Below are 18,491 nucleotides of genomic sequence, written 5' to 3' on the forward strand. Positions count from 1 at the left end.
CCGGGCTCGGCGGCCCGAGTGCCGGCTCAGCGGCCGCAGCCGCCCCCGCAATTGCACGCGGAACCGGACTTACAGCCACAGCCGCAACTCGACGGGCAGTTGCAGCCCGGCGTGGGGGCCTGAGGTTGGGGTGGGGTCTGTGGGTCGGGCATGACGACCTCCGAACGATCACCGGTGACAGGCGTGGCGCACGGATGAACGACACATGAAGATCTGCACGATGGACCCTCTGGACGGTTTCACCCGTTCGGAGCAGCTCTACCCTGGAACATGTGGACGTGAACGTTGCTGCTGCCGCTTTGGCCGCCGTATCCGGATTGGCCGTGGGTGTGGCCGGCACCCTGGCTTTCCGCTGGAGTGAGCGAGTCCAGGGCAGGGGCACGGCCGCGGCGCCCGCCGTGGCCCCGTCGCTGCCGCCCGGAGTGGCCACGGTGTTGTCCGTGCTGCGCTCCTCGGCGGTGGTCCTGGACGAGTTCGACACCGTCGTGAAGGCCAGCTCGGCGGCCTACAAGTTCGGCCTGGTCCGAGGCGACCAGTTGGTGCCCGAGGACCTGCTCGCGATGGCCAGGGAGACCAGACGCGACGGCGAGATAAGGCAGCGGGACCTGCTGCTGGCCCGCGCCGACGGTGAGGCGCACGAGTTCGAGGTGTCCGCCCGGGTCGCGCCGCTGGGCTCCCGGCTGGTGCTGCTGCTGGTCGAGGACCGTACCGAGGCCCGCCGGGTGGACGCGGTGCGCCGCGACTTCGTGGCCAACGTGAGCCACGAGCTCAAGACCCCGGTCGGCGCGCTGTCGCTGCTGGCCGAGGCGGTGATGGACGCCAGTGACGACCCCGAGGCGATCATCCGCTTCGCGGGTCGCATGCAGATCGAGTCGGCCCGGCTGACCAACCTGGTGCAGGAGCTGATCGACCTGTCCCGGGTGCAGAACGACCACCCGCTGCACCACGTCGGCCCGGTGCCGCTGGACGAACTGGTGGCCGAGGCCGCCGACCGTTGCCGGCAGGCCGCCGAGTCGAAGCAGATCACCCTGGAGATCGGCGGCGACCGTGACCTGATCGTGCCCGGGGACCACAATCAACTGGTGATGGCACTGGGCAACCTCGTCGAGAACGCGGTCAACTACTCTCCCGCGAGGACGAGGGTCGACATCGAGGTCAGAGCCGAGGCACGGATGGCCGTCATCACCGTTTCCGACCAGGGGTTGGGCATCCCCCAGCGCGACCTGGATCGAATTTTCGAGCGGTTCTACCGCGTCGATCCGGCCCGTTCGCGGGCCACCGGCGGTACCGGCTTGGGCCTGTCCATCGTCAAGCACATCGCGGCGGGCCACGGGGGAGAGGTAACCGTGCGCAGCCTGGAGGGTGTGGGATCCACCTTCACCCTGGTGCTGCCCTTCAAGTCCAGTACCTCTCAATCGATGTCGATGACATCGTCGACCCCATCCATGGAGGCTTCACGATGACCCGTGTGCTCGTCGTCGAAGATGAAGAGTCCTTCAGCGACGCGCTGTCGTACATGCTTCGCAAGGAAGGCTTCGAGGTGGCCGTCGCCGCCACCGGACCCGAGGCCCTGGAGCTGTTCGACCAGGGCGGCGCCGACCTGGTGCTGCTCGACCTGATGCTGCCCGGGCTGCCCGGCACGGAGGTGTTCCGCGGGCTCAGGGCCAAGTCCAACGTGCCGGTCATCATGGTGACGGCCAAGGACAGCGAGGTGGACAAGGTCGTCGGGCTGGAGATCGGCGCCGACGACTACGTCACGAAGCCGTACTCCACGCGCGAGCTGATCGCCCGGATCCGCGCCGTGCTGCGGCGCCAGGGCGGTGAACCCACGGACGAGCCCCGGGCGATCGAGGCCGGGCCGGTACGGCTCGACGTCGAGGCGCACCGGGTCACCGTGGAGGGTCGGCGGATCGACCTCCCGCTCAAGGAGTTCGACCTGCTCGAGGTGCTGCTGCGCAACGCGGGCCGGGTGCTGACCCGGATGCAGCTGATCGACCGGGTGTGGGGCGTCGGCTATGTCGGCGACACCAAGACGCTCGACGTGCACGTGAAGCGGCTGCGCGCCAAGATCGAGCCGGACCCGGGCGCCCCGCGCTACCTGGTCACCGTGCGCGGTCTCGGTTACAAGTTCGAGCCCTGATCGGCCCGGGGCGCCGGCAACCGCCCCCATGCGCGACGACGGCGCCCGCGTCGCCCACCGGAACTCCGGGGGCGGCGCGGGCGCCGTCGTGGGTACGTGCGAGCGTCGTCAGCCGCCGGCCGGGGCCGACGAGCTGTTGCGCGGAGTCGAGTTCGCCGCGTTGGTGGTGGTCGCCGCACCGGTCGCGCCCGTCGCGGGCGGCGAGGTCGCGCCTGCGGAGTTGGTGGGTGCCGCGGTGGTGGGCGGCGCGGCCGGCGGGGCCGGCGGCGGGGTGAACGCCGGGGTCGGCTTGAGCTGTGCGAAGTAGCCGGACGGCCCGTGCACCGAGACGTTCAGCGAGGTCTCGCCGTTGGTGCCGAACGCGAAGGTCACCTTGCGCCACGACCCGGCCTCCACCTTCGCCGCGTCCGGGAAGACCAGCGGGCCGAGGTAGGCCTTGCCCTGCGGACTCTCCGCGGCCATTCCCTGCGGCCGGTCGACCAGGTACAGGGAGCCGCCCGCCGGGATGGTCAGCGGGCCGCCCAGGGCCTGGCCGGCGCCGTCGACCGTCACCTTGGTGATGGTCTCGGGCGTGGTGCCCTCGTTGAACAACGCGCCACCGAGCGCGACCAGGTTCTTGCCCGGGTCGCTCGTCACCAACTGCACGTTCTGGATCTTGAGCGCGCCGAACGCCGTGTTGGCCGTGTCGGGCTGGATCTTGCTGGTCTCGGCATCGTTGCCACTGGCGCAGCCCGCGGCCAGAGGAAGGACGACGGCGACGGTGGCGGCGAGGGCGCCGCGTCGAAGGCTGCGGCTCACGGCGGCGGCATCTCCTTGAAGATCTTGGATCGAGGACCGGTCAGGACGACCGGGGACAGCGTACTCAGCCCCGGCGGACGACTTGTACGCGGCTCACCGCGCCGACGGCCGGCTTCGGCCCGGTCGGGGCGGCGGAATGATCTCGAACACGGGACCGACATGGGTGGGGCCCGTGTGACATATGGGTCGCGCGAGAGCGCGCGGCTCGCCACCTGGAGGAGCTGTTTGCCCTATTTGTTCGAGTCCTACGGGTGTGGGGTTCCCTGTCCCAGCACGGCCGGAGGTCGGTTGTCAAGCCCCGACTAAGGCCCTGACCTGCGGAAACGTCATTCAGTAGGGGCGTGTCCCGTGTTACCCTAGAAAGCCACGGAAGGGGTACCTGTCACATGACGTTCAAGGTTGGCGACACCGTGGTCTACCCCCATCACGGGGCCGCGCTGATCGAGGCGATCGAGCAGCGCACGATCAAGGGTGTGGACAAGACCTATCTGGTGTTGAAGGTCGCCCAGGGTGATTTGACCGTCCGCGTGCCTGCGGACAACGCGGAATTCGTCGGTGTTCGGGACGTGGTGGGCCAGGAAGGGCTCGACCGCGTCTTCGAGGTACTGCGCGCTCCGCACACCGAAGAACCGACGAACTGGTCACGACGTTACAAGGCGAACCTGGAAAAGCTCGCCTCCGGTGACGTTATCAAGGTCGCGGAGGTCGTGCGCGATCTATGGCGCCGCGAGCGTGACCGCGGCCTGTCGGCAGGCGAGAAGCGCATGCTGGCAAAGGCTCGGCAGATCTTGGTGAGCGAGTTGGCGCTCGCCGAGAACACGAACGAGGACAAGGCCGAGGCCATCCTCGACGAGGTTCTGGCTTCCTGAGCCGTAGGATCCGCCCGTCGATGACGGACGGATCCGCCGGTGCGGTGTCGGCGCGATTCCGCGTCGGCGCCCGGGTGGTTTGAGGGGACTTCGTTGAACGCTGCGGTCCTTGTGCCCGCTGCAGGGCGTGGTGAACGGCTCGGTCCCGGTGCGCCCAAGGCGTTGCGTGAGCTTGGGGACATCCCGATGCTGGTGCACGCCGTCCGGTCGCTGTTGGCCGCCCGCGGGGTAACCGCGGTCGTGGTCGCCGCACCGCCGGACGGTGTCGCCGGTGTCCGGGAGCTTTTGCGTGCGCATTTGCCGGCGGAATCACCCCTACGGGTGGTCGCGGGCGGTGCGACACGCCAGGAATCGGTGCGGCTCGCGCTCGACGCGGTCCCCGCCGATCACGACGTCGTGCTCGTGCACGACGCCGCGCGTCCGTTCGTGCCGGCCGAGGTGGTGGAGGCGGTGATCGCCGCCGTCGCCGCCGGGGCCGACGCCGTGGTGCCCGTGCTGCCCGTGGTGGACACGGTCAAGGAGGTCGCCTCGATCGACGGCGCCGAGACCGTGGTTCGCACGGTCGACCGGTCGTCGTTGCGCGCCGTACAGACCCCCCAGGGCTTTCGGCGGGCCGTTCTGGCGCGCGCGCACGCCGAGGCCGGCGGCTTCGGCGGGGAGGGCGCGACCGACGACGCGGGCATGGTCGAACGCCTCGGTGGAGCGGTCGTGGTGGTGCCCGGTTCCGAAGAGGCGTTCAAGGTGACCCGACCGTTCGACCTGCTGCTCGCCGGCGCGCTGTTGGCGCGGCGCGCGGAACAGGCGGCCGACGGGGCGGCGATCGGCGCGGAGAGTACGGAGATCGACGTTGTCCGGTGAGCACGCCTCTCGTGTCGTTTTGCCCCGCACCGGGATCGGGGTGGACGTACACGCCTTCGAGGAGGGCCGCGAGTTGTGGGTGGCCGGCCTGCACTGGCCCGGGGAGACCGGGCTGGCCGGGCACTCGGACGCCGATGTGGCCGCGCACGCCGCGTGCGACGCGTTGTTCTCGGCGGCCGGGATCGGCGATCTGGGCGCGCACTTCGGCACCTCCCGGCCGCAGTGGTCGGGGGCGTCGGGGGTGACGCTGTTGGCCGAGGCGGCGCGATTGGTGCGCGCGGCGGGCTTCGAGATCGGCAATGTCGCGGTGCAGGTGATCGGGATCCGGCCGAAGGTGGGCCGGCGCCGGGCCGAGGCCGAGGCGGCGCTGTCGGCCGCGGTCGGCGCGCCGGTGTCGGTGTCCGGGACCACCACCGACGGACTCGGGCTGACCGGGCGGGCCGAGGGGGTGGCCGCGATCGCCACCGCGCTCGTGGTCGCGGCGTCGAGCTGATCCTCGGCACGGCCGGGTGATCGTCGCGAACAGGCAAATAACAGGGGAACGCCGGGCCGTTCCGACGCTCTAAGCTTGCGCGTGTGAGCATGCGCCTGTACGACACCAGCACCCGCACGGTCCGGGACTTCGTGCCGCTTGTCGAGGGACAGGTCTCGATCTACTTGTGTGGTGCCACCGTGCAGGCGCCGCCGCACATCGGGCACATCCGATCGGGGCTGAACTTCGACGTGCTGCGCCGGTGGTTCGCCCACCGCGGCAACGACGTCGTGTTCTGCCGCAACGTCACCGACATCGACGACAAGATCATCGCGAAGTCCTGCACGGAGGAGATTCCGTACTGGCAGGTGGCGCAGACCAACGAGCGCGCCTTCGCGGACGCGTACACCGCGCTCGGCTGCCTGCCCTCGACGGTGGAGCCCCGGGCGACCGGGCACATCCCCGAGATGGTCGCGATGATGGACCGGCTGATCGCGACCGGGCACGCCTATCCGTCCGGCGGCGACGTCTACTTCGACGTGTCCTCGTTCCCCGCGTACGGCGCGCTGTCCGGTCAGAAGCCGGACGCGATGCGCGAGGCGGAGGACGCGGGCGCGGGTGCGGCGGGCAAGCGGGATCGGCGCGACTTCGCGCTGTGGAAGTCGGCCAAGCCCGGCGAGCCCTCGTGGGAGACTCCGTGGGGCAACGGCCGTCCGGGCTGGCACCTGGAGTGCTCCGCGATGGCGCACAAGTACCTGGGGCCGGCGTTCGACATCCACGGCGGCGGGCTCGACCTGGTCTTCCCGCACCACGAGAACGAGATCGCCCAGTCCAAGGCGGCGGGCGACGCGTTCGCCAACTACTGGATGCACAACGCCTGGGTCACCCTCAGCGGTGAGAAGATGAGCAAGTCGCTCGGCAACTCCGTGCTCGTAGCGGAGATGCTCAAGCGCTGGTCGCCGCTCGTCCTGCGGTACTACCTGGCCACCCCGCACTACCGGTCGATGATCGAGTACAGCGAGGAGGCCCTGCGCGAGGCCGAGGTCTCGTTCGGGCGGATAGAGGGATTCCTCGAGCGCGCGGGCGAGCAGACCGGGGCGATCGAACCGGCGGCGGACGTGCCGGCGGTGTTCGCCGCGGCGATGGACGACGACCTGGGTGTGCCGCAGGCGATGGCGGTCGTGCACAACACCGTGCGCGACGGCAACACCGCGCTGGCGGCGGGCGACAAGGACGCCGTCGTGCGGCACGCGGCGGACATCCGGGCGATGCTGGGCGTGCTCGGCATGGACCCGCTGTCGGAGCAGTGGACGGCGGGCACCTCCGCCGGTCGCTCCGACGAACTGCGCGGGGTGGTCGACCACCTGGTCAAACTCGCGCTCCAGCAGCGCGAGGCGGCGCGGGCCCGCAAGGACTACGCCGCGGCGGACGCGGTCCGGGACAGCCTCACGGCGGCCGGGATCGTGGTGGAGGACACGCCCAACGGGCCCCGGTGGACGCTGCACCGGGACTGACGGGAATCGGGCCCACCCGGGCCCGACGAAGACGTGCCGTACGGCCGGATCGCCACGAGGTGGCGGGCCGGCCGTACGGTTGTACAAGCATGTGAGCTGTTTTCGCAGCTGATGATGAAGCAATCGAAGGGATGTACCCGTCATGGCCGGCAACACGGAGCGCCGTAACAAGCGCAACGAGGGAAGCAAGAAGGGGCCCTCGGTCGGTACTGGTGGGCACAGCCGCCGGGCGCTCAAGGGCAAGGGGCCGACGCCGCCCGCGGAGATGCGCAAGGGGCACGCCAAGCAGCGCGCCGCGAACGCCGCCGCCAAGCGCAAGGCCGCGGCGCCGGCCGCTCGACGCGCCGCCGGCGGTCGTCCCGGACGCGGCGGCAAGAGCTCGAACGAGCTGGTCGCGGGCCGCAACTCGGTGCTCGAGGTGCTGCGCGCCGACGCGCCGGCCACGTCGTTGTTCATCGCGCAGTACATCGACAGCGACGACCGGGTGCGCGAGGCGATGAAGATCGCGAACGTGCGCGGCATCCCGCTGATGGAGATCCCGCGTCCCGAACTGGACCGGATGACCGACGGCGCGATCCACCAGGGTCTGGTGCTCCAGATGCCGCCGTACGAGTACGCGCACCCGGACGACCTCGTGGTCGAGGCGCACGACCGCGGCGAGACGCCGATCATCGTCGCGCTCGACAGCGTCACCGACCCGCGCAACCTCGGTGCGGTGATCCGTTCCGCGGCGGCGTTCGGCGGCCACGGCGTGGTCGTGCCGGAGCGGCGCGCGGCCGGGATGACCGCGGGCGCCTGGAAGTCCTCGGCGGGCGCGGCCACGCGGGTCCCGGTGGCCCGGGCGGCCAACCTCACCCGTGCGCTGGAGGCGTACAAGAAGGCGGGCCTGACCGTGGTCGGCCTCGCCGCCGACGGCGACATCTCGCTGGAGGAACTGGCCGCGGCGACCGACCCGATCGTGGTGGTCGTGGGTTCCGAGGGCAAGGGTTTGGGCCGACTGGTCCAGGAGACCTGCGACATCACCGTGCGGATCCCGATGGCGGGCGGCAACGAGTCGCTGAACGCCGGCGTCGCGGCGAGCATCGTGCTCTACGAGGTGGCCAGGCGTCGCGCAGTGTAACGCCGCGCGGGGGGCCGTGGGGCCCGCATCGGGTAATACGCGAAGGGCCGCATCCTCCGGTGCCCTCGCGCGGTTATTGATGCGTGGACACCAGATCTGAAGGCAGCTTCGGCGGTGCTGTCGGGCTGTTGCCCTCGCCCTCGGCAGTGCGCGATCCCGGCGATCCGGCGACGGTCGCCACCCCCACCAAGACCCTGCGGGTGGTGATCGGCGGCCCCGGGGTCGGCGGCAGACCCGTGCCCGGAGCACGTGGCCCGGCGGACGACGCCACCACGCGGCTGCCGGTGATCCGGGACGAGGCACCGCGGCGGCGGGTGCCGCCCGCGCGTCGCGATCTCGCGGCCGGGCGCGGGCGGGACGGCACCTCGGCCCCGGCGCCCACGCACGCGCGCCGGGCCACGCTCCAGGGCGGCACGGTGTTGTTGCCGCTGCGGCTGTTCCTGGGCGGGGCGTTCCTGGTCGAGGGGCTGCGCAAGCTCTACGCGCCGGGCTTCCTGGATCCGAGCTCGACCGATTCCTTCGGGCACCGGATCGGGGTGCTGCGCGAGGGCAGTCTGTCGCCGTCGGTGATGGACCTGGCCGCCGATCACGCGATCGGGGCGGGCCTGCTGTTCGCGTTCGGGCAGGTGGTGGTCGGCTTCGCGGTCATGCTGGGGTTGTGGACCCGGCTCGCGGGCCTGCTCGGGATGTTGCTCTCGCTGGGCGTACTGATCGCGGTGGGCACCGGCTCCTCGCCCTACCACGCGCCCTACGTGGTCTTCCTGGCCGCGTTCAGCCCGCTGGCCCTGGCGGGCGCGCCGATGTACTCGGCGGACGCGTGGTTGTCGCTGCGCACCTGGCGCGGCCCGATCATCACTCCCGTGCGGGCCCGGCGGCGCAAGCTCGGCTACGGCTCGATGCTCGCGTTCGCGGGAGTCGGCGCGACGCTGCTCGCGGGCTCGTTGCTGGGCGGCGGCCACCGGCACCTCGACGAGTCGGACACCGGCCGGGTCGGCGACCCGGGGCCCGCCGCGACCGTTGCCGTCGTCCCGGCGGCCGGGCAGCAGGGCGGCGCGGTGGCCACCCAGCCGCGCCCGCCGGTGGCCGAACCCTCGGTGGCGACCGGACCGGGCCGCCCGAGCGCCCAGCCGCAGGCCACGCCGCGCGCGGCGAACACCCCGACGCCGAGCGCCGTCCCCAGGACCGGCACGGGCGCGGCCAAGTCGTCCCCGGCCGACCCCGCCGAGAAGAAGTCGACGCCGCCCTCCGCGCCGGCCGCGGGCTCGACCACCGGTTCCTCCGGCAGCGCACCCAAGACCGGTGCCACCGCGAGCAAGCCGCTGGGCGGCCTGCTCGGCTGACCGGCCGGACCCACGACGTGCCGCGGGGCCCGCACATACCGTGTGCGGGCCCCGCGGCACGTCGTGCGCGCGTCCTCAGCCGGCGATGTTCCGATCGGCCACCACGTGGTGGATGTGCACGTGGACCACCTGTTCGCCCTCGACCGGCTCGCGCTCCACCACCTTGTCCGCGCCCATGTACCGCGCGGCGATCCGACTCGGCCAGACCCGCAGATCGGCCGGATCGGCCGAGATCCGCGCCTCGCCCTCGACCACGACATACGCGTACGGCGGCCGATCGTCGTCCACACACAGGCTCACCCGCGGATCGTTGGCAAGGTTGCGCCCCTTGACCGAGGACCCGAACGTGGTGAAGACAAGCTCGACCGTGTCCCCACGATCATCGAGATCGAACCAGATCGGGGCCACATGCGGCCGACCATCGGGGCGTACGGTGGCGAGCTTCCCGGTACGCGGTCCTGCCAACAGAAAGGCCCGCCACTGAGTCTCGGTCATGCGTTCCATGCCCCGAGTCTCGCCGCTCAACGCCCCAAATCCCGGTAGCCCCGCCAACGCTCCCCAGCGACCCCCACACAACCCCCGAAGCCCACCACCGACGCCCACCCCCGGCGCGTCAGCGCCCCCGACACAGGTGAGCCCAAGTGATCGACGCGCGAAGCGCGGAGAGCGGCGGAGCCGCAAGCTCTGACTTCGTGCCCCGGAGCGAAGCGCAGGGACACGAAGTCACGAGCGAGGCGCCGCTTTTTCGCGGAGGAGCGTAGCGGGGGAGCGAAAAAGCGGTGCCTCGCGAGCCGGCGACAAAGTCGCCCAAAAATCAGTCGTGCAGTCGCTCGCCGCTCTTGGTCGAGAACAGGTGGGTCTCGCCGACGGTCGGGACCACGTGCAGTACCCCGCCCTTCTCCGGCACCTCACGCCCGGGCACCCGCACGACCAGCGGCTTGGTCTCGCCGTCGATGGTGACCGAGCCGTAGACGAAGGCGTCCGAGCCGAGTTCCTCGACCACGTCCACCGACACCGTGAGGCCCTTGCTGTCCTTGGACAGTCCCTCGGCCGAATTGATCTTCAGGTGCTCCGGGCGCACGCCCAGGGTCACCTTCTTCGCGCCTTCGGCGACGGCCGCCTCGCGCGCCTCGCGGGAGACCGGGACGACCGCGTCGCCGAAGCGGATGCCGTCCTCGGCGAGGTCGACCTCGATCAGGTTCATCGCGGGCGAGCCGATGAAGCCGGCCACGAACACGTTGGCCGGGCGGTCGTACATGTTGCGCGGGGTGTCGACCTGCTGGAGCAGACCGTCCTTGAGCACCGCGACCCGGTCGCCCATGGTCATCGCCTCGACCTGGTCGTGCGTGACGTACACGGTGGTGATGCCCAGGCGGCGCTGGAGGCCGGCGATCTGGGTACGGGTCTGCACGCGCAGCTTGGCGTCCAGGTTGGACAGCGGCTCGTCCATCAGGAAGACCTGCGGCTCGCGGACGATCGCGCGGCCCATCGCGACGCGCTGGCGCTGACCGCCGGAGAGCGCCTTGGGCTTGCGGTCGAGGTACTCGGTGAGGTCGAGGATCTTCGCGGCCTCTTCGACCTTCGCGCGGATCTGCTTCTTGTCGACGCCGGCGATCTTGAGCGCGAAGCCCATGTTCTCGGCGACCGTCATGTGCGGGTACAGCGCGTAGTTCTGGAACACCATCGCGATGTCGCGGTCCTTGGGCTCCAGGTTGGTGACCTCGCGGTCGCCGATGTGGATCGAGCCGCCGGTGACCTCCTCGAGACCCGCGAGCATGCGCAGGGAGGTGGACTTGCCACAACCGGAGGGGCCGACCAGGACCAGGAACTCGCCGTCGGCGATCTCCAGGTCCAGCGCGTTCACGGACGGGCGCTCGGCGCCCTTGTAGGTACAGGTCGCCTGCTTGTAGCTGACCGTGGCCATGGTGATGTGTCCTTCCACCGGCAGGAACGTGCCGGACGATCCGAGTGGAGGGTGAGGTACCCGGTGCTGGGCTGCCCGGGCTGCCCCGGGCAAGTGGTCTAGTCCATTCACAATGGACTAGCGATCACCGTACCCGGGCGCACGGCATCTGTCAGCAGTCCCGAACGCCCGAAATGTTTTGCGTAGGCCGCAAGGCCCTGCGAAATCCTGCTGAAACTGTCACTAGGCTGCGGGCATGAAGGCTCGACTGGCGGACATCGCAACGCAGGCAGGGGTCAGCGAGGCGACCGTGAGTCGGGTCCTGAACAGCAAACCCGGGGTCGCGGACGACACTCGGCGGGCCGTCCTGACCGCTCTCGACGTGCTCGGCTACGAACGTCCCGCCCGCCTCCGGCGGCGCAGCGCGGGCCTGGTGGGGCTGCTGCTCCCGGAGTTGGACAACCCGATCTTCCCGGCGTTCGCGCAGGTCATCGAGCGGGCGCTGGCGCACCACGGCTACACGCCGGTGCTGTGTACCCAGACCCCGGGCGGGGTCACCGAGGACGACTACACCGAACTGCTCCTGGAACGCGGGGTGTCCGGGATCGTGTTCGTCTCCAGCCTGCACTCGGACTCGGGCGCGGACCTGTCCCGCTACCTGCGCCTGGTCGAGCGCGGTCTGCCGATGGTCTTCGTGAACGGCTTCGCACCGGGGGTGGACGCGCCGTTCATCTCCAGCGACGAGGCGGTCGCGGTGGAACTGGCGATAGGGCACCTCGCCTCGCTGCGGCACACCGCGATCGGGCTCGCGGTCGGGCCGGAGCGGTACGTGCCGACCGCGCGCAAGATCGCCGGCTTCCGGCGCGGGCTCGCCGAGCGGTTCGGCGTCGAGGACGCGGACGCGGACGGCTGGATCGAACGTTCGCTGTTCTCGGTCGAGGGCGGTCAGGCGGCGGCGGGCGCGCTGTTCGACCGGGGCGCGACGGCGATCGTGTGCGGCAGCGACCTGATGGCGCTCGGCGCGGTACGCGCGGCGCGCGAGCGCGGGTTGCGGGTCCCGCAGGACGTCTCGGTGGTGGGCTACGACGACTCGCCGCTGGTGGCGTTCACCGATCCGCCGCTGACCACGGTGCGCCAGGCGGTGCAGGCGATGGGCGCCGCGGCGGTGCGCGCGCTGCTGGACGAGATCGGTGGGGGTCGGGCGCCGCGCACCGAGTTGATCTACCGGCCGGAACTGGTGGTCCGCGGCTCGACCGGACCGGCTCCGGACCGCCGCCGCCGGCCGGGCGGATAGGGGCGCGAAAAAGGGCCGCCTGCCGCGTCTCCGCAGCCTGCGGCCCCATCGAGCCCCGAGTCGGGTTCGAACCGACGACCCCGCGCTTACAAGGCGCGTGCTCTGGCCAACTGAGCTATCGGGGCGTGTACCGGACCATTTTGCACCGTGGCCACCCGGCGGGCGCAACCACCTTAGGGCTTTGTGGCACGGGAGTGTTCGCGTTAACGCGCGGTGATCGTGGGGAACAGGAGACACCTGCCCGGAAACATCCGGGTCGGCGGTACTTTGTACGGCTGTCGGATGGTCCGCTGGAGGAACCATGACGATCGTTTCCCTGATCATCGCGGGCATCATCATCGGCGCGTTGGGGCGACTCTTCCTTCCCGGCGACCAGAAGATCGGCTTCCTGGCCACGATGGGGGTCGGCATCGTGGGCACGTTGATCGGCTACGGCATCGCCGCGGGCCTGGGGGTCGAGGACACCAGGGGGATCGACTGGATCCGCTGGATCATCAGCGTCGCGGTCGCCGTGTTCCTGGTCTCGCTGGTGGTGAAGTTCACCGGAAAGGGTGCCAGGCGCTGATTCCCTCGCGCGGCCGATTCCCTCGCGCAGCCGATTCCGGCGCACGGGCGACGACGGGAGAGACCCATCGCGGGGGCGGAGCCGATCGGCTCCGCCCCCGCGTCGTGCGTGTTCGGTGGGCTGCGATCATGCGCGCATGGCTGGTGGAGTGTCGATGTGGCCGAGTATCGCGACGGCCGACCTGGTGGACGCGCTGGAACTGACGCCGGTGGACCCCGCGGACTCGGACGGGCCCGGCGCGGTGGTCGGCTTTCGTGCGCGCAACATCGTGACCCGGATACCGCGCACGCTCGGCGCGCAGGTGTTGGCGCAGACCGTGGTGGCGGCCGAGCGGGTGGTTCCGCACATGGCGGTGCAGACGCTCCAGGGAGTGTTCCCGCGTGCGGGGGATCCGGTCGAACCGGTGGAGGTGCGGGTCGAGCGGCTGCATCAGGGCCGGTCGGCGGCGATGCTCCAGGTGGGCTTTCGGCAGGGCGGGCACGAGCACTACCGGGCGTTCGTGACGCTCGGTGTGGTCGGGCCCGAACTGGTGCGGCACGCGGACCCGTTGCCGGCCGAGGTGGTCGGGCCCGAGGACTGCTCCGAACTGCCGGTGTCGATGTTGCCGTGGGAGGTGCGCACGGTGGGCGGGCCGGCCGCGTTGGACCCGGACCTGGCCGGGCCGCCGTGTCTGGACCTGTGGACGCGGTGTACCGGGGTCGCGGACACCGCGACGATGGCCCGGGCGATCGTGGCCTGGTCGACCGAGGGCTTTTTGGGCCCGGTGGCGTTGCGGCCGTACCCGCGCGCCGAGATCGAGCGGCGGGGCGGGCGGGCGATGTCGGTCGCGCTGGCCCAGAACATCACCTTCCACGAGGGCTTCTCCGCGCACGAGTGGCTGCTGCTGCGGTGCGCGAGCGAGTACGCGGGCGACGGGCGCATGCACGGGCGGATCCGGGTGTTCACCCGGGCGGGACGCCTGGTGGCCTCGGTGACGGCGGACGGGCTGATGCGGCCGGGGCCGCGCCCGTAACCACGCGGGTCGACCCGGGGCTCAGCCCAGGCTCCGGTACCCGCCGCGGAAGTGCAGCAGCGGCGGGCCCTCCGGGTCGGGCAGTCCCGTGGTCAGCACCTCGCCGACGTACAGGATGTGGTCGCCCGCCTCGACCACCTGGTGGGTGCGGCATTCCAGGGTGGCCAGCGCACCGCCGACCAGCGCGGCGCCGGAGGCCGGGCCGCGGCCGTGCGGGAGGTCGGCGAAGATCAGCCGGTCGCTGATCCGGCCCGGGATCGCGAAGCGGGCGGCGATCCGGCTTTGGCTTCGGGACAGCAGCGACACCGCCCACAACGGTTGTTCGTCCAACACGTCGCGCATGCGCGCCTCGCGGCGCAGGCTGATCAGTACCAGTGGCGGGTCCAGGGACACCGACATGAACGCGGTCGCGGTCATCCCCACGTCGTCCACGGGACCCCCGTCGTCGGGGTCGCCCTCGACGGCGGAGATCAGCACCACGCCGGAGGCGAAACGGGACATCGCGGTCTTGAAGGCGGCTTCGTCGACGGGCTGCGGGGGTGGCACGGACACGGCTCCAGGGTATGCGGGCCGAGCGCCCGGTCCGGGATCGGCCTCGCCGGGCGGTCGGGTCGGCGGAATCGTTCGGTCCCGTCGGCCGGACGGGACGCGCACCGGTCGCCGGGGTGGACCCCCGGCCGGCCCCACCCGGATCGCCCGGTCGGGTCGGCGTCGTCGGCCCCGCGCGGCTCGGTCCGGTCCGGTCCGGCTCGACCCGACGGCCCGCCCCGGTCACCGGTTGGCGGTGATCTCCCGGGCCAGGTCCTCGCGCCGGGTGGGTCCGGACGGGAGTTCGTCGGCGTGGAAGAACCGGACGGGATGTTTGTGCGCCGCCAGGCCGGCCTTGGCGCAGGCGTCACGCAGCGTGGCGGGCCCCGGCACCCGGGCGGGATCCTCGGCGACCACGACGGCGCCCAGCAGCCGGCCGTCGGTGGGGTGCGGCAGGCCGATGACCGCGATGTCGCGGACGTCCGGATGGTCCTTCAGGACCCGTTCCACCTCGCCCGGACCCACCGCCTTGCCGTCGATCCGGATCAGCTCGGCGGCGCGGCCGGTCACCGTCAGCACGCCGTCGGCCTCGTCGAGCACGGCCAGGTCGCCGGTGCGGTACCAGCCGTCGGCGAGCACCTCGGCCGTGGCCGCCGGGTCGTCGGCGTACCCGTCGAACAGCAGCGGGCCGCGTACGCACATCTCGCCGTCCGGGTCGAGCGCGACGTACTGCAGCGGGCCGGGGATCCCGCAGGCGCCCGGGTGGGCGAACAGGTCCGGGCCGGACAGCGCGGTGAGCGGACCGGTCTCCGGCGTGTCGAGCACCACCCGTACGGTCGCGTTCGGCGCGATCCGGGCGATCTCCGCGAGCACGGCGGTCTCGGTGGGTTCGGTGTCGGCGAACCGCAGCGTGGCCAGGGCCTCGTCGGCGGCGGGCCGCTCGGGCGCGGTCTCGGCCAGCGCGCGCCACACGGCGGGTGCGGCGGTGAGCCGGGTCGCGGCGTGTTCACGCACCGCGGCGCGCAGCGCGCTCGGATCGCCGCCGGGCACCAGGACCAGGGTGTCCCGGGCGTGCCACTGGGCGAGGGCGAGGGTCCAGGTCCGGGCGTCGTCGAGGTCGGCCGCGAGCACGTGCGCCCCACGCGACTCGGCGAGCGCGCCCGGGTGCGAGCGCAGCACCAGGACGCGGTGCGACAGCAGCGCGCCGCGGCGTCCGGCCGGCGCGATCAGGCACGGGTCGGTCTCGGCGGGCTCGATGTCCGACGGCTCCGGGAGGTCCTCGGGGTCCTCGTCGTCGAGGTCGGCGATCAGCGCGTCGGCCGGCGCGGCCGAGTCCAGGACCAGGGCGGGCGCGTACGCGTCCGGGTGGGCGGGGTCGGCGGGTACGAGCACCGCGCCCAGCCGGGCGAGCGCCGCGAACAGCGGTACGGCCGCGATGCCCGGACCGGTCGAGACCGGCCCGCAGCCGACCCGGTCGCCGGCCCCGACGCCGAGCGCGAGCAGTCGGCGCAGTCCGAGTTCCGCCGCCGCGTCGACTTCGGCGAAGCTCAGCGAGCGCTCGCCGAGCACGATCGCGACCCGGTCCGCGGCGGCGCGGGCCGCGTTGGCGAAGACCTCCCCGACGACCAGACCGGTCATGGGCCCAACCCCTGTCGCTCGACGCGCGATGTGTTCGCCGTATCGGCCTCCGCGACGCGCGCAAGATCGTACGGAAACCTGACGGACGTACGGTAGGGATTCCGCCGTCCGCCGGGAAGGGAGGTTCACGATCATGCTCCGGATCGACTGTGCCTCAGCTCGCTGACGCATAGCGAACGGCCCGTACGGAATCTGATTGGTCGTCAGGTCAGCGTGGCGAACCCTGGGTTAGTTCCCGAAAATGGGCTCCCGCCTCGTACGATGCGCGGTGGATGCCGGCGGAGGACGCGATTCCGGGGCGGCTCGACGGTCCGACTCGATACGGTATGAAGCGTGAGGTGGCTCACAGTGACAGTCGGATCGATGACGGAACGTCGCCAATGCGAAGCCCGCTGTGATTCAGTTTCTCTGGTAAACGGACGATATCTGTTCAGAAGACACCGGCGTCGACCCCTGGGGGAGACCCATGACAGCCGAGACGGAGACCCACGTCCGGTTGGCGACTTTGCGCCTTTTGAACCGCGTCGTCGCCGACCTGAACGCCACGCGCGACCTCAAGGACACCCTCCAAGCCGTCGTCGACGGAGTGGTTTCGGGCCTCGGGTTCGGGGTCGCGGCGGTCAATCTCGTCCGCGCCGACGGCGACCTGGAGGTCGCGGCGGTGGCCGGCAACGACGAATTGCGCAAGGCGATGGCCGGCCAGATCGGCTCGCGCGAGGGCTGGGATCGCATTCTGGCCGCCGCCGAGCCGTGGGGTCCGCTGCGCTTCCTCGGGCACCGCTCGGGGCTGGCCGACGTGGGGGACGTCCCGAGTTGGATACCCGACCTGCCGATCGGCGATCACCCCGAGGCCTGGCATCCGCGCGACGCGTTGCTCGCGCCGCTGCACACGCCCGAGGGCGACCTGGTCGGCGTGTTGTCGGTGGACCTGCCGGTGGACGGCCTGCGGCCCGCGCCGTGGCGGCGCGAGGTGCTCGGGATGTTCGCCGCGCAGGCGGCGATCGCGGTGGACAACGCGCGGCTGCGCAGCGACATGCAGCGCGCGGTGGCCCGACTGGAGCGCGAGCAGTTGGCGCTGCGGGCCAGTGAGGAGAGCTTTCGGCAGGCCTTCGAGTACGCGCCCAGCGGCATGGTGATGACCGGGGTGCGTGGGCACGAGCAGGGCCAACTGCTGCGCGCCAACGACGCGTTGTGTCGGATGCTGGGCTACCCGGCGCCGGTGCTCAAGCGGCTCGGGCTCGGCGCGCTGGCGCATCCGGAGGACCGCCCGCTGCTCGGCGGACACCTGGGGGGCACGGTTCCGGTGGCGGGTTGTACCGAGCTGCGTCTGGCACGCAGCGACGGTACGTACCGCTGGGTCTCGTTGCGGACCTCGCAGGTCGCGGACGGGCTCGGCGACCTGCGGTTCGGGTTGACCCACGTGGAGGACATCGAGGACCGCAAGCAGCGCGAACAGGCTCTCGTGCACGAGGCCAGCCACGACCCGCTGACCGGGCTGCCGAACGGGCGCGAGCTGCGCGCCAGGCTGGCCGCGCGGTTCGGCCTCGACCCCGGGATGCCCGCCGCCGCCGACCCGGACGGGGCGGTCGGCTCGGTCGGCGAGGTGCGCGAGCCGTACGCGGACGAGTGGGCGGTGCCCGCAGGCGCGATCCTGAGCATTCCCGAGGGCGCGGTGGTGGTCGTGGACGAACCGCCGGCCGCCGAGCGCCGGGGCGTCGCGCTGCTGTTCTGCGACCTGGACGGGTTCAAGCACATCAACGACAACTTCGGCCACCACATCGGCGACGTGGTGCTCAAGGCGGTCGCCGAGCGGCTCACCGCCGCCGTGCGCGAGGGCGACACGGTGGCCCGGCTCGGCGGCGACGAGTTCGTGGTGCTCGCCGACGGGATCGGGCGCGAAGAGGCCGAGGAGATGGCGGTGCGGCTGCGTCGCGCGCTGTCCGTGCCGATCCCGGCCGAGGGCCTGGCGGTGCCGCTGGAGGGCGCGAGCTTCGGGATCGGCTGGGCGGAGGAGGCCGCCGAGCCCGAGGATCTGCTGCGGATCGCGGACGAGCACATGTACGCGAACAAGCGCCGTCGCGACCGGGCCCAGCGCCGGGCGGGCTAGACCGGCGTCGGGTTGCCGCAGGCACCGTGCGGCTCGGCTCGGCTCGGCTCGGGGAGGTGGCGGTCGGCGGGCCGGCCCTGGCGCGGGCCACCCGGGCCGGCGGATGTATTGGGCGTCACGGGTGAATTCGGTCACCGAATCGATGGGTGGTTCGGGTCGGGTGACACGGGCGTGAACGGACCGGAAACGGGTCGGCGACCGGTCGCCATACGCATCAGTAGGGCCTTTTCGTGACAGTCCCGTCACTCGGACAACGCCACTTGTCCCGCCCGTCGCCCGTTAGTGTGATGCCTGGTATTGACAAAGCTTGGCCTGGCGAACGTAGGGAGGACT

Annotated in this window: 17 protein-coding genes and 1 tRNA gene; 12 read left to right on the plus strand and 6 right to left on the minus strand. The window is 71.6% G+C overall.

Going from position 1 to position 18,491, the window contains the following annotated elements:
• Positions 1-272: 272 nt before the first annotated feature.
• Positions 273-1,463 carry a sensor histidine kinase gene (locus OG948_RS20640; RefSeq protein ID WP_406297935.1) on the plus strand — a complete coding sequence of 397 codons (1,191 nt, stop codon included), beginning with the start codon at positions 273-275 and terminating at the stop codon, positions 1,461-1,463.
• Positions 1,460-2,140, plus strand: a complete 681-nt coding sequence (locus tag OG948_RS20645) for a response regulator transcription factor (protein WP_020552235.1) — start codon at positions 1,460-1,462, stop codon at positions 2,138-2,140. Before OG948_RS20640 ends, OG948_RS20645 begins: the two co-directional genes overlap by 4 nt.
• Positions 2,141-2,248: 108 nt before the next feature.
• Here the strand turns inward: OG948_RS20645 and OG948_RS20650 are convergent, their stop codons facing one another.
• The gene (locus tag OG948_RS20650) at positions 2,249-2,938 is read right to left on the minus strand and encodes a hypothetical protein (RefSeq protein ID WP_406297936.1); all 690 of its coding nucleotides are present in this window, start codon (positions 2,936-2,938) and stop codon (positions 2,249-2,251) included.
• Between the two features lie 386 nt (positions 2,939-3,324).
• Between OG948_RS20650 and OG948_RS20655 the strand changes: the two genes are divergently transcribed.
• The 6 genes from OG948_RS20655 (at position 3,325) to OG948_RS20680 (ending at position 9,111) form a co-directional block, all read left to right on the plus strand.
• Positions 3,325-3,807: a CarD family transcriptional regulator gene (locus OG948_RS20655; protein WP_020552233.1), complete on the plus strand. Its 483-nt coding sequence runs from the start codon at positions 3,325-3,327 to the stop codon at positions 3,805-3,807.
• A 93-nt stretch (positions 3,808-3,900) separates the two neighbouring features.
• On the plus strand, positions 3,901-4,665 hold the full coding sequence (gene ispD / locus OG948_RS20660) for a 2-C-methyl-D-erythritol 4-phosphate cytidylyltransferase (RefSeq protein ID WP_406297937.1): 765 nt from the start codon (positions 3,901-3,903) through the stop codon (positions 4,663-4,665).
• A gap of 19 nt (positions 4,666-4,684) precedes the next feature.
• On the plus strand, positions 4,685-5,158 hold the full coding sequence (gene ispF, locus OG948_RS20665) for a 2-C-methyl-D-erythritol 2,4-cyclodiphosphate synthase (protein WP_406297938.1): 474 nt from the start codon (positions 4,685-4,687) through the stop codon (positions 5,156-5,158).
• 83 nt (positions 5,159-5,241) lie between these two features.
• The gene (gene cysS / locus OG948_RS20670) at positions 5,242-6,651 is read left to right on the plus strand and encodes a cysteine--tRNA ligase (protein WP_406297939.1); all 1,410 of its coding nucleotides are present in this window, start codon (positions 5,242-5,244) and stop codon (positions 6,649-6,651) included.
• A gap of 142 nt (positions 6,652-6,793) precedes the next feature.
• The gene (gene rlmB, locus OG948_RS20675) at positions 6,794-7,771 is read left to right on the plus strand and encodes a 23S rRNA (guanosine(2251)-2'-O)-methyltransferase RlmB (RefSeq protein ID WP_395864337.1); all 978 of its coding nucleotides are present in this window, start codon (positions 6,794-6,796) and stop codon (positions 7,769-7,771) included.
• Between the two features lie 83 nt (positions 7,772-7,854).
• Entirely contained in the window at positions 7,855-9,111 is a 1,257-nt protein-coding gene (locus OG948_RS20680; protein ID WP_406297940.1) for a TQO small subunit DoxD, read from the plus strand.
• Positions 9,112-9,186: 75 nt separating this feature from the next.
• Here the strand turns inward: OG948_RS20680 and OG948_RS20685 are convergent, their stop codons facing one another.
• Both OG948_RS20685 and OG948_RS20690 read right to left on the minus strand, forming a co-directional pair.
• Entirely contained in the window at positions 9,187-9,615 is a 429-nt protein-coding gene (locus tag OG948_RS20685) for a PPOX class F420-dependent oxidoreductase (protein ID WP_406297941.1), read from the minus strand.
• Positions 9,616-9,925: 310 nt separating this feature from the next.
• The gene (locus OG948_RS20690) at positions 9,926-11,035 is read right to left on the minus strand and encodes an ABC transporter ATP-binding protein (RefSeq protein WP_406297942.1); all 1,110 of its coding nucleotides are present in this window, start codon (positions 11,033-11,035) and stop codon (positions 9,926-9,928) included.
• Positions 11,036-11,270: 235 nt separating this feature from the next.
• Here OG948_RS20690 and OG948_RS20695 point away from each other — a divergent pair, with 235 nt between their 5' ends.
• On the plus strand, positions 11,271-12,308 hold the full coding sequence (locus tag OG948_RS20695; protein WP_406297943.1) for a LacI family DNA-binding transcriptional regulator: 1,038 nt from the start codon (positions 11,271-11,273) through the stop codon (positions 12,306-12,308).
• 51 nt (positions 12,309-12,359) lie between these two features.
• Here the strand turns inward: OG948_RS20695 and OG948_RS20700 are convergent.
• Positions 12,360-12,433: transfer RNA gene (locus OG948_RS20700), tRNA-Thr, on the minus strand.
• A gap of 176 nt (positions 12,434-12,609) precedes the next feature.
• On the opposite strand from OG948_RS20700, the gene OG948_RS20705 reads away from it, so the two are divergent.
• Both OG948_RS20705 and OG948_RS20710 read left to right on the plus strand, forming a co-directional pair.
• Complete coding sequence (locus tag OG948_RS20705; RefSeq protein WP_406297944.1) at positions 12,610-12,873, plus strand: GlsB/YeaQ/YmgE family stress response membrane protein; 264 nt, start codon at positions 12,610-12,612, stop codon at positions 12,871-12,873.
• A 136-nt stretch (positions 12,874-13,009) separates the two neighbouring features.
• Complete coding sequence (locus tag OG948_RS20710; protein ID WP_406297945.1) at positions 13,010-13,885, plus strand: acyl-CoA thioesterase; 876 nt, start codon at positions 13,010-13,012, stop codon at positions 13,883-13,885.
• Positions 13,886-13,906: 21 nt separating this feature from the next.
• Here the strand turns inward: OG948_RS20710 and OG948_RS20715 are convergent, their stop codons facing one another.
• Positions 13,907-14,437 carry a flavin reductase family protein gene (locus tag OG948_RS20715; RefSeq protein ID WP_406297946.1) on the minus strand — a complete coding sequence of 177 codons (531 nt, stop codon included), beginning with the start codon at positions 14,435-14,437 and terminating at the stop codon, positions 13,907-13,909.
• 219 nt (positions 14,438-14,656) lie between these two features.
• Positions 14,657-16,051 carry a class I adenylate-forming enzyme family protein gene (locus tag OG948_RS20720; protein ID WP_406297948.1) on the minus strand — a complete coding sequence of 465 codons (1,395 nt, stop codon included), beginning with the start codon at positions 16,049-16,051 and terminating at the stop codon, positions 14,657-14,659.
• Positions 16,052-16,517: 466 nt separating this feature from the next.
• On the opposite strand from OG948_RS20720, the gene OG948_RS20725 reads away from it, so the two are divergent.
• Positions 16,518-18,158 carry a diguanylate cyclase domain-containing protein gene (locus tag OG948_RS20725; RefSeq protein WP_406297949.1) on the plus strand — a complete coding sequence of 547 codons (1,641 nt, stop codon included), beginning with the start codon at positions 16,518-16,520 and terminating at the stop codon, positions 18,156-18,158.
• Positions 18,159-18,491 lie beyond the last annotated feature (333 nt).

The sequence above is a fragment of the Embleya sp. NBC_00888 genome, assembly GCF_045207655.1.
In the GTDB taxonomy this organism is placed as follows: Bacteria; Actinomycetota; Actinomycetes; order Streptomycetales; family Streptomycetaceae; genus Embleya.

What these genes read in the sequence shown, in the direction of transcription:
- OG948_RS20645 (WP_020552235.1), top strand. Translation starts at nt 1,460, where the DNA reads ATGACCCGTGTGCTCGTCGTCGAAGATGAAGAGTCCTTCAGCGACGCG.
- OG948_RS20655 (WP_020552233.1), top strand. Translation starts at nt 3,325, where the DNA reads ATGACGTTCAAGGTTGGCGACACCGTGGTCTACCCCCATCACGGGGCC.
- rlmB (WP_395864337.1), top strand. Translation starts at nt 6,794, where the DNA reads ATGGCCGGCAACACGGAGCGCCGTAACAAGCGCAACGAGGGAAGCAAG.
- OG948_RS20685 (WP_406297941.1), bottom strand. Translation starts at nt 9,615, where the DNA reads ATGGAACGCATGACCGAGACTCAGTGGCGGGCCTTTCTGTTGGCAGGA.
- OG948_RS20690 (WP_406297942.1), bottom strand. Translation starts at nt 11,035, where the DNA reads ATGGCCACGGTCAGCTACAAGCAGGCGACCTGTACCTACAAGGGCGCC.
- OG948_RS20695 (WP_406297943.1), top strand. Translation starts at nt 11,271, where the DNA reads ATGAAGGCTCGACTGGCGGACATCGCAACGCAGGCAGGGGTCAGCGAG.
- OG948_RS20705 (WP_406297944.1), top strand. Translation starts at nt 12,610, where the DNA reads ATGACGATCGTTTCCCTGATCATCGCGGGCATCATCATCGGCGCGTTG.
- OG948_RS20710 (WP_406297945.1), top strand. Translation starts at nt 13,010, where the DNA reads ATGGCTGGTGGAGTGTCGATGTGGCCGAGTATCGCGACGGCCGACCTG.
- OG948_RS20720 (WP_406297948.1), bottom strand. Translation starts at nt 16,051, where the DNA reads ATGACCGGTCTGGTCGTCGGGGAGGTCTTCGCCAACGCGGCCCGCGCC.
- OG948_RS20725 (WP_406297949.1), top strand. Translation starts at nt 16,518, where the DNA reads ATGACAGCCGAGACGGAGACCCACGTCCGGTTGGCGACTTTGCGCCTT.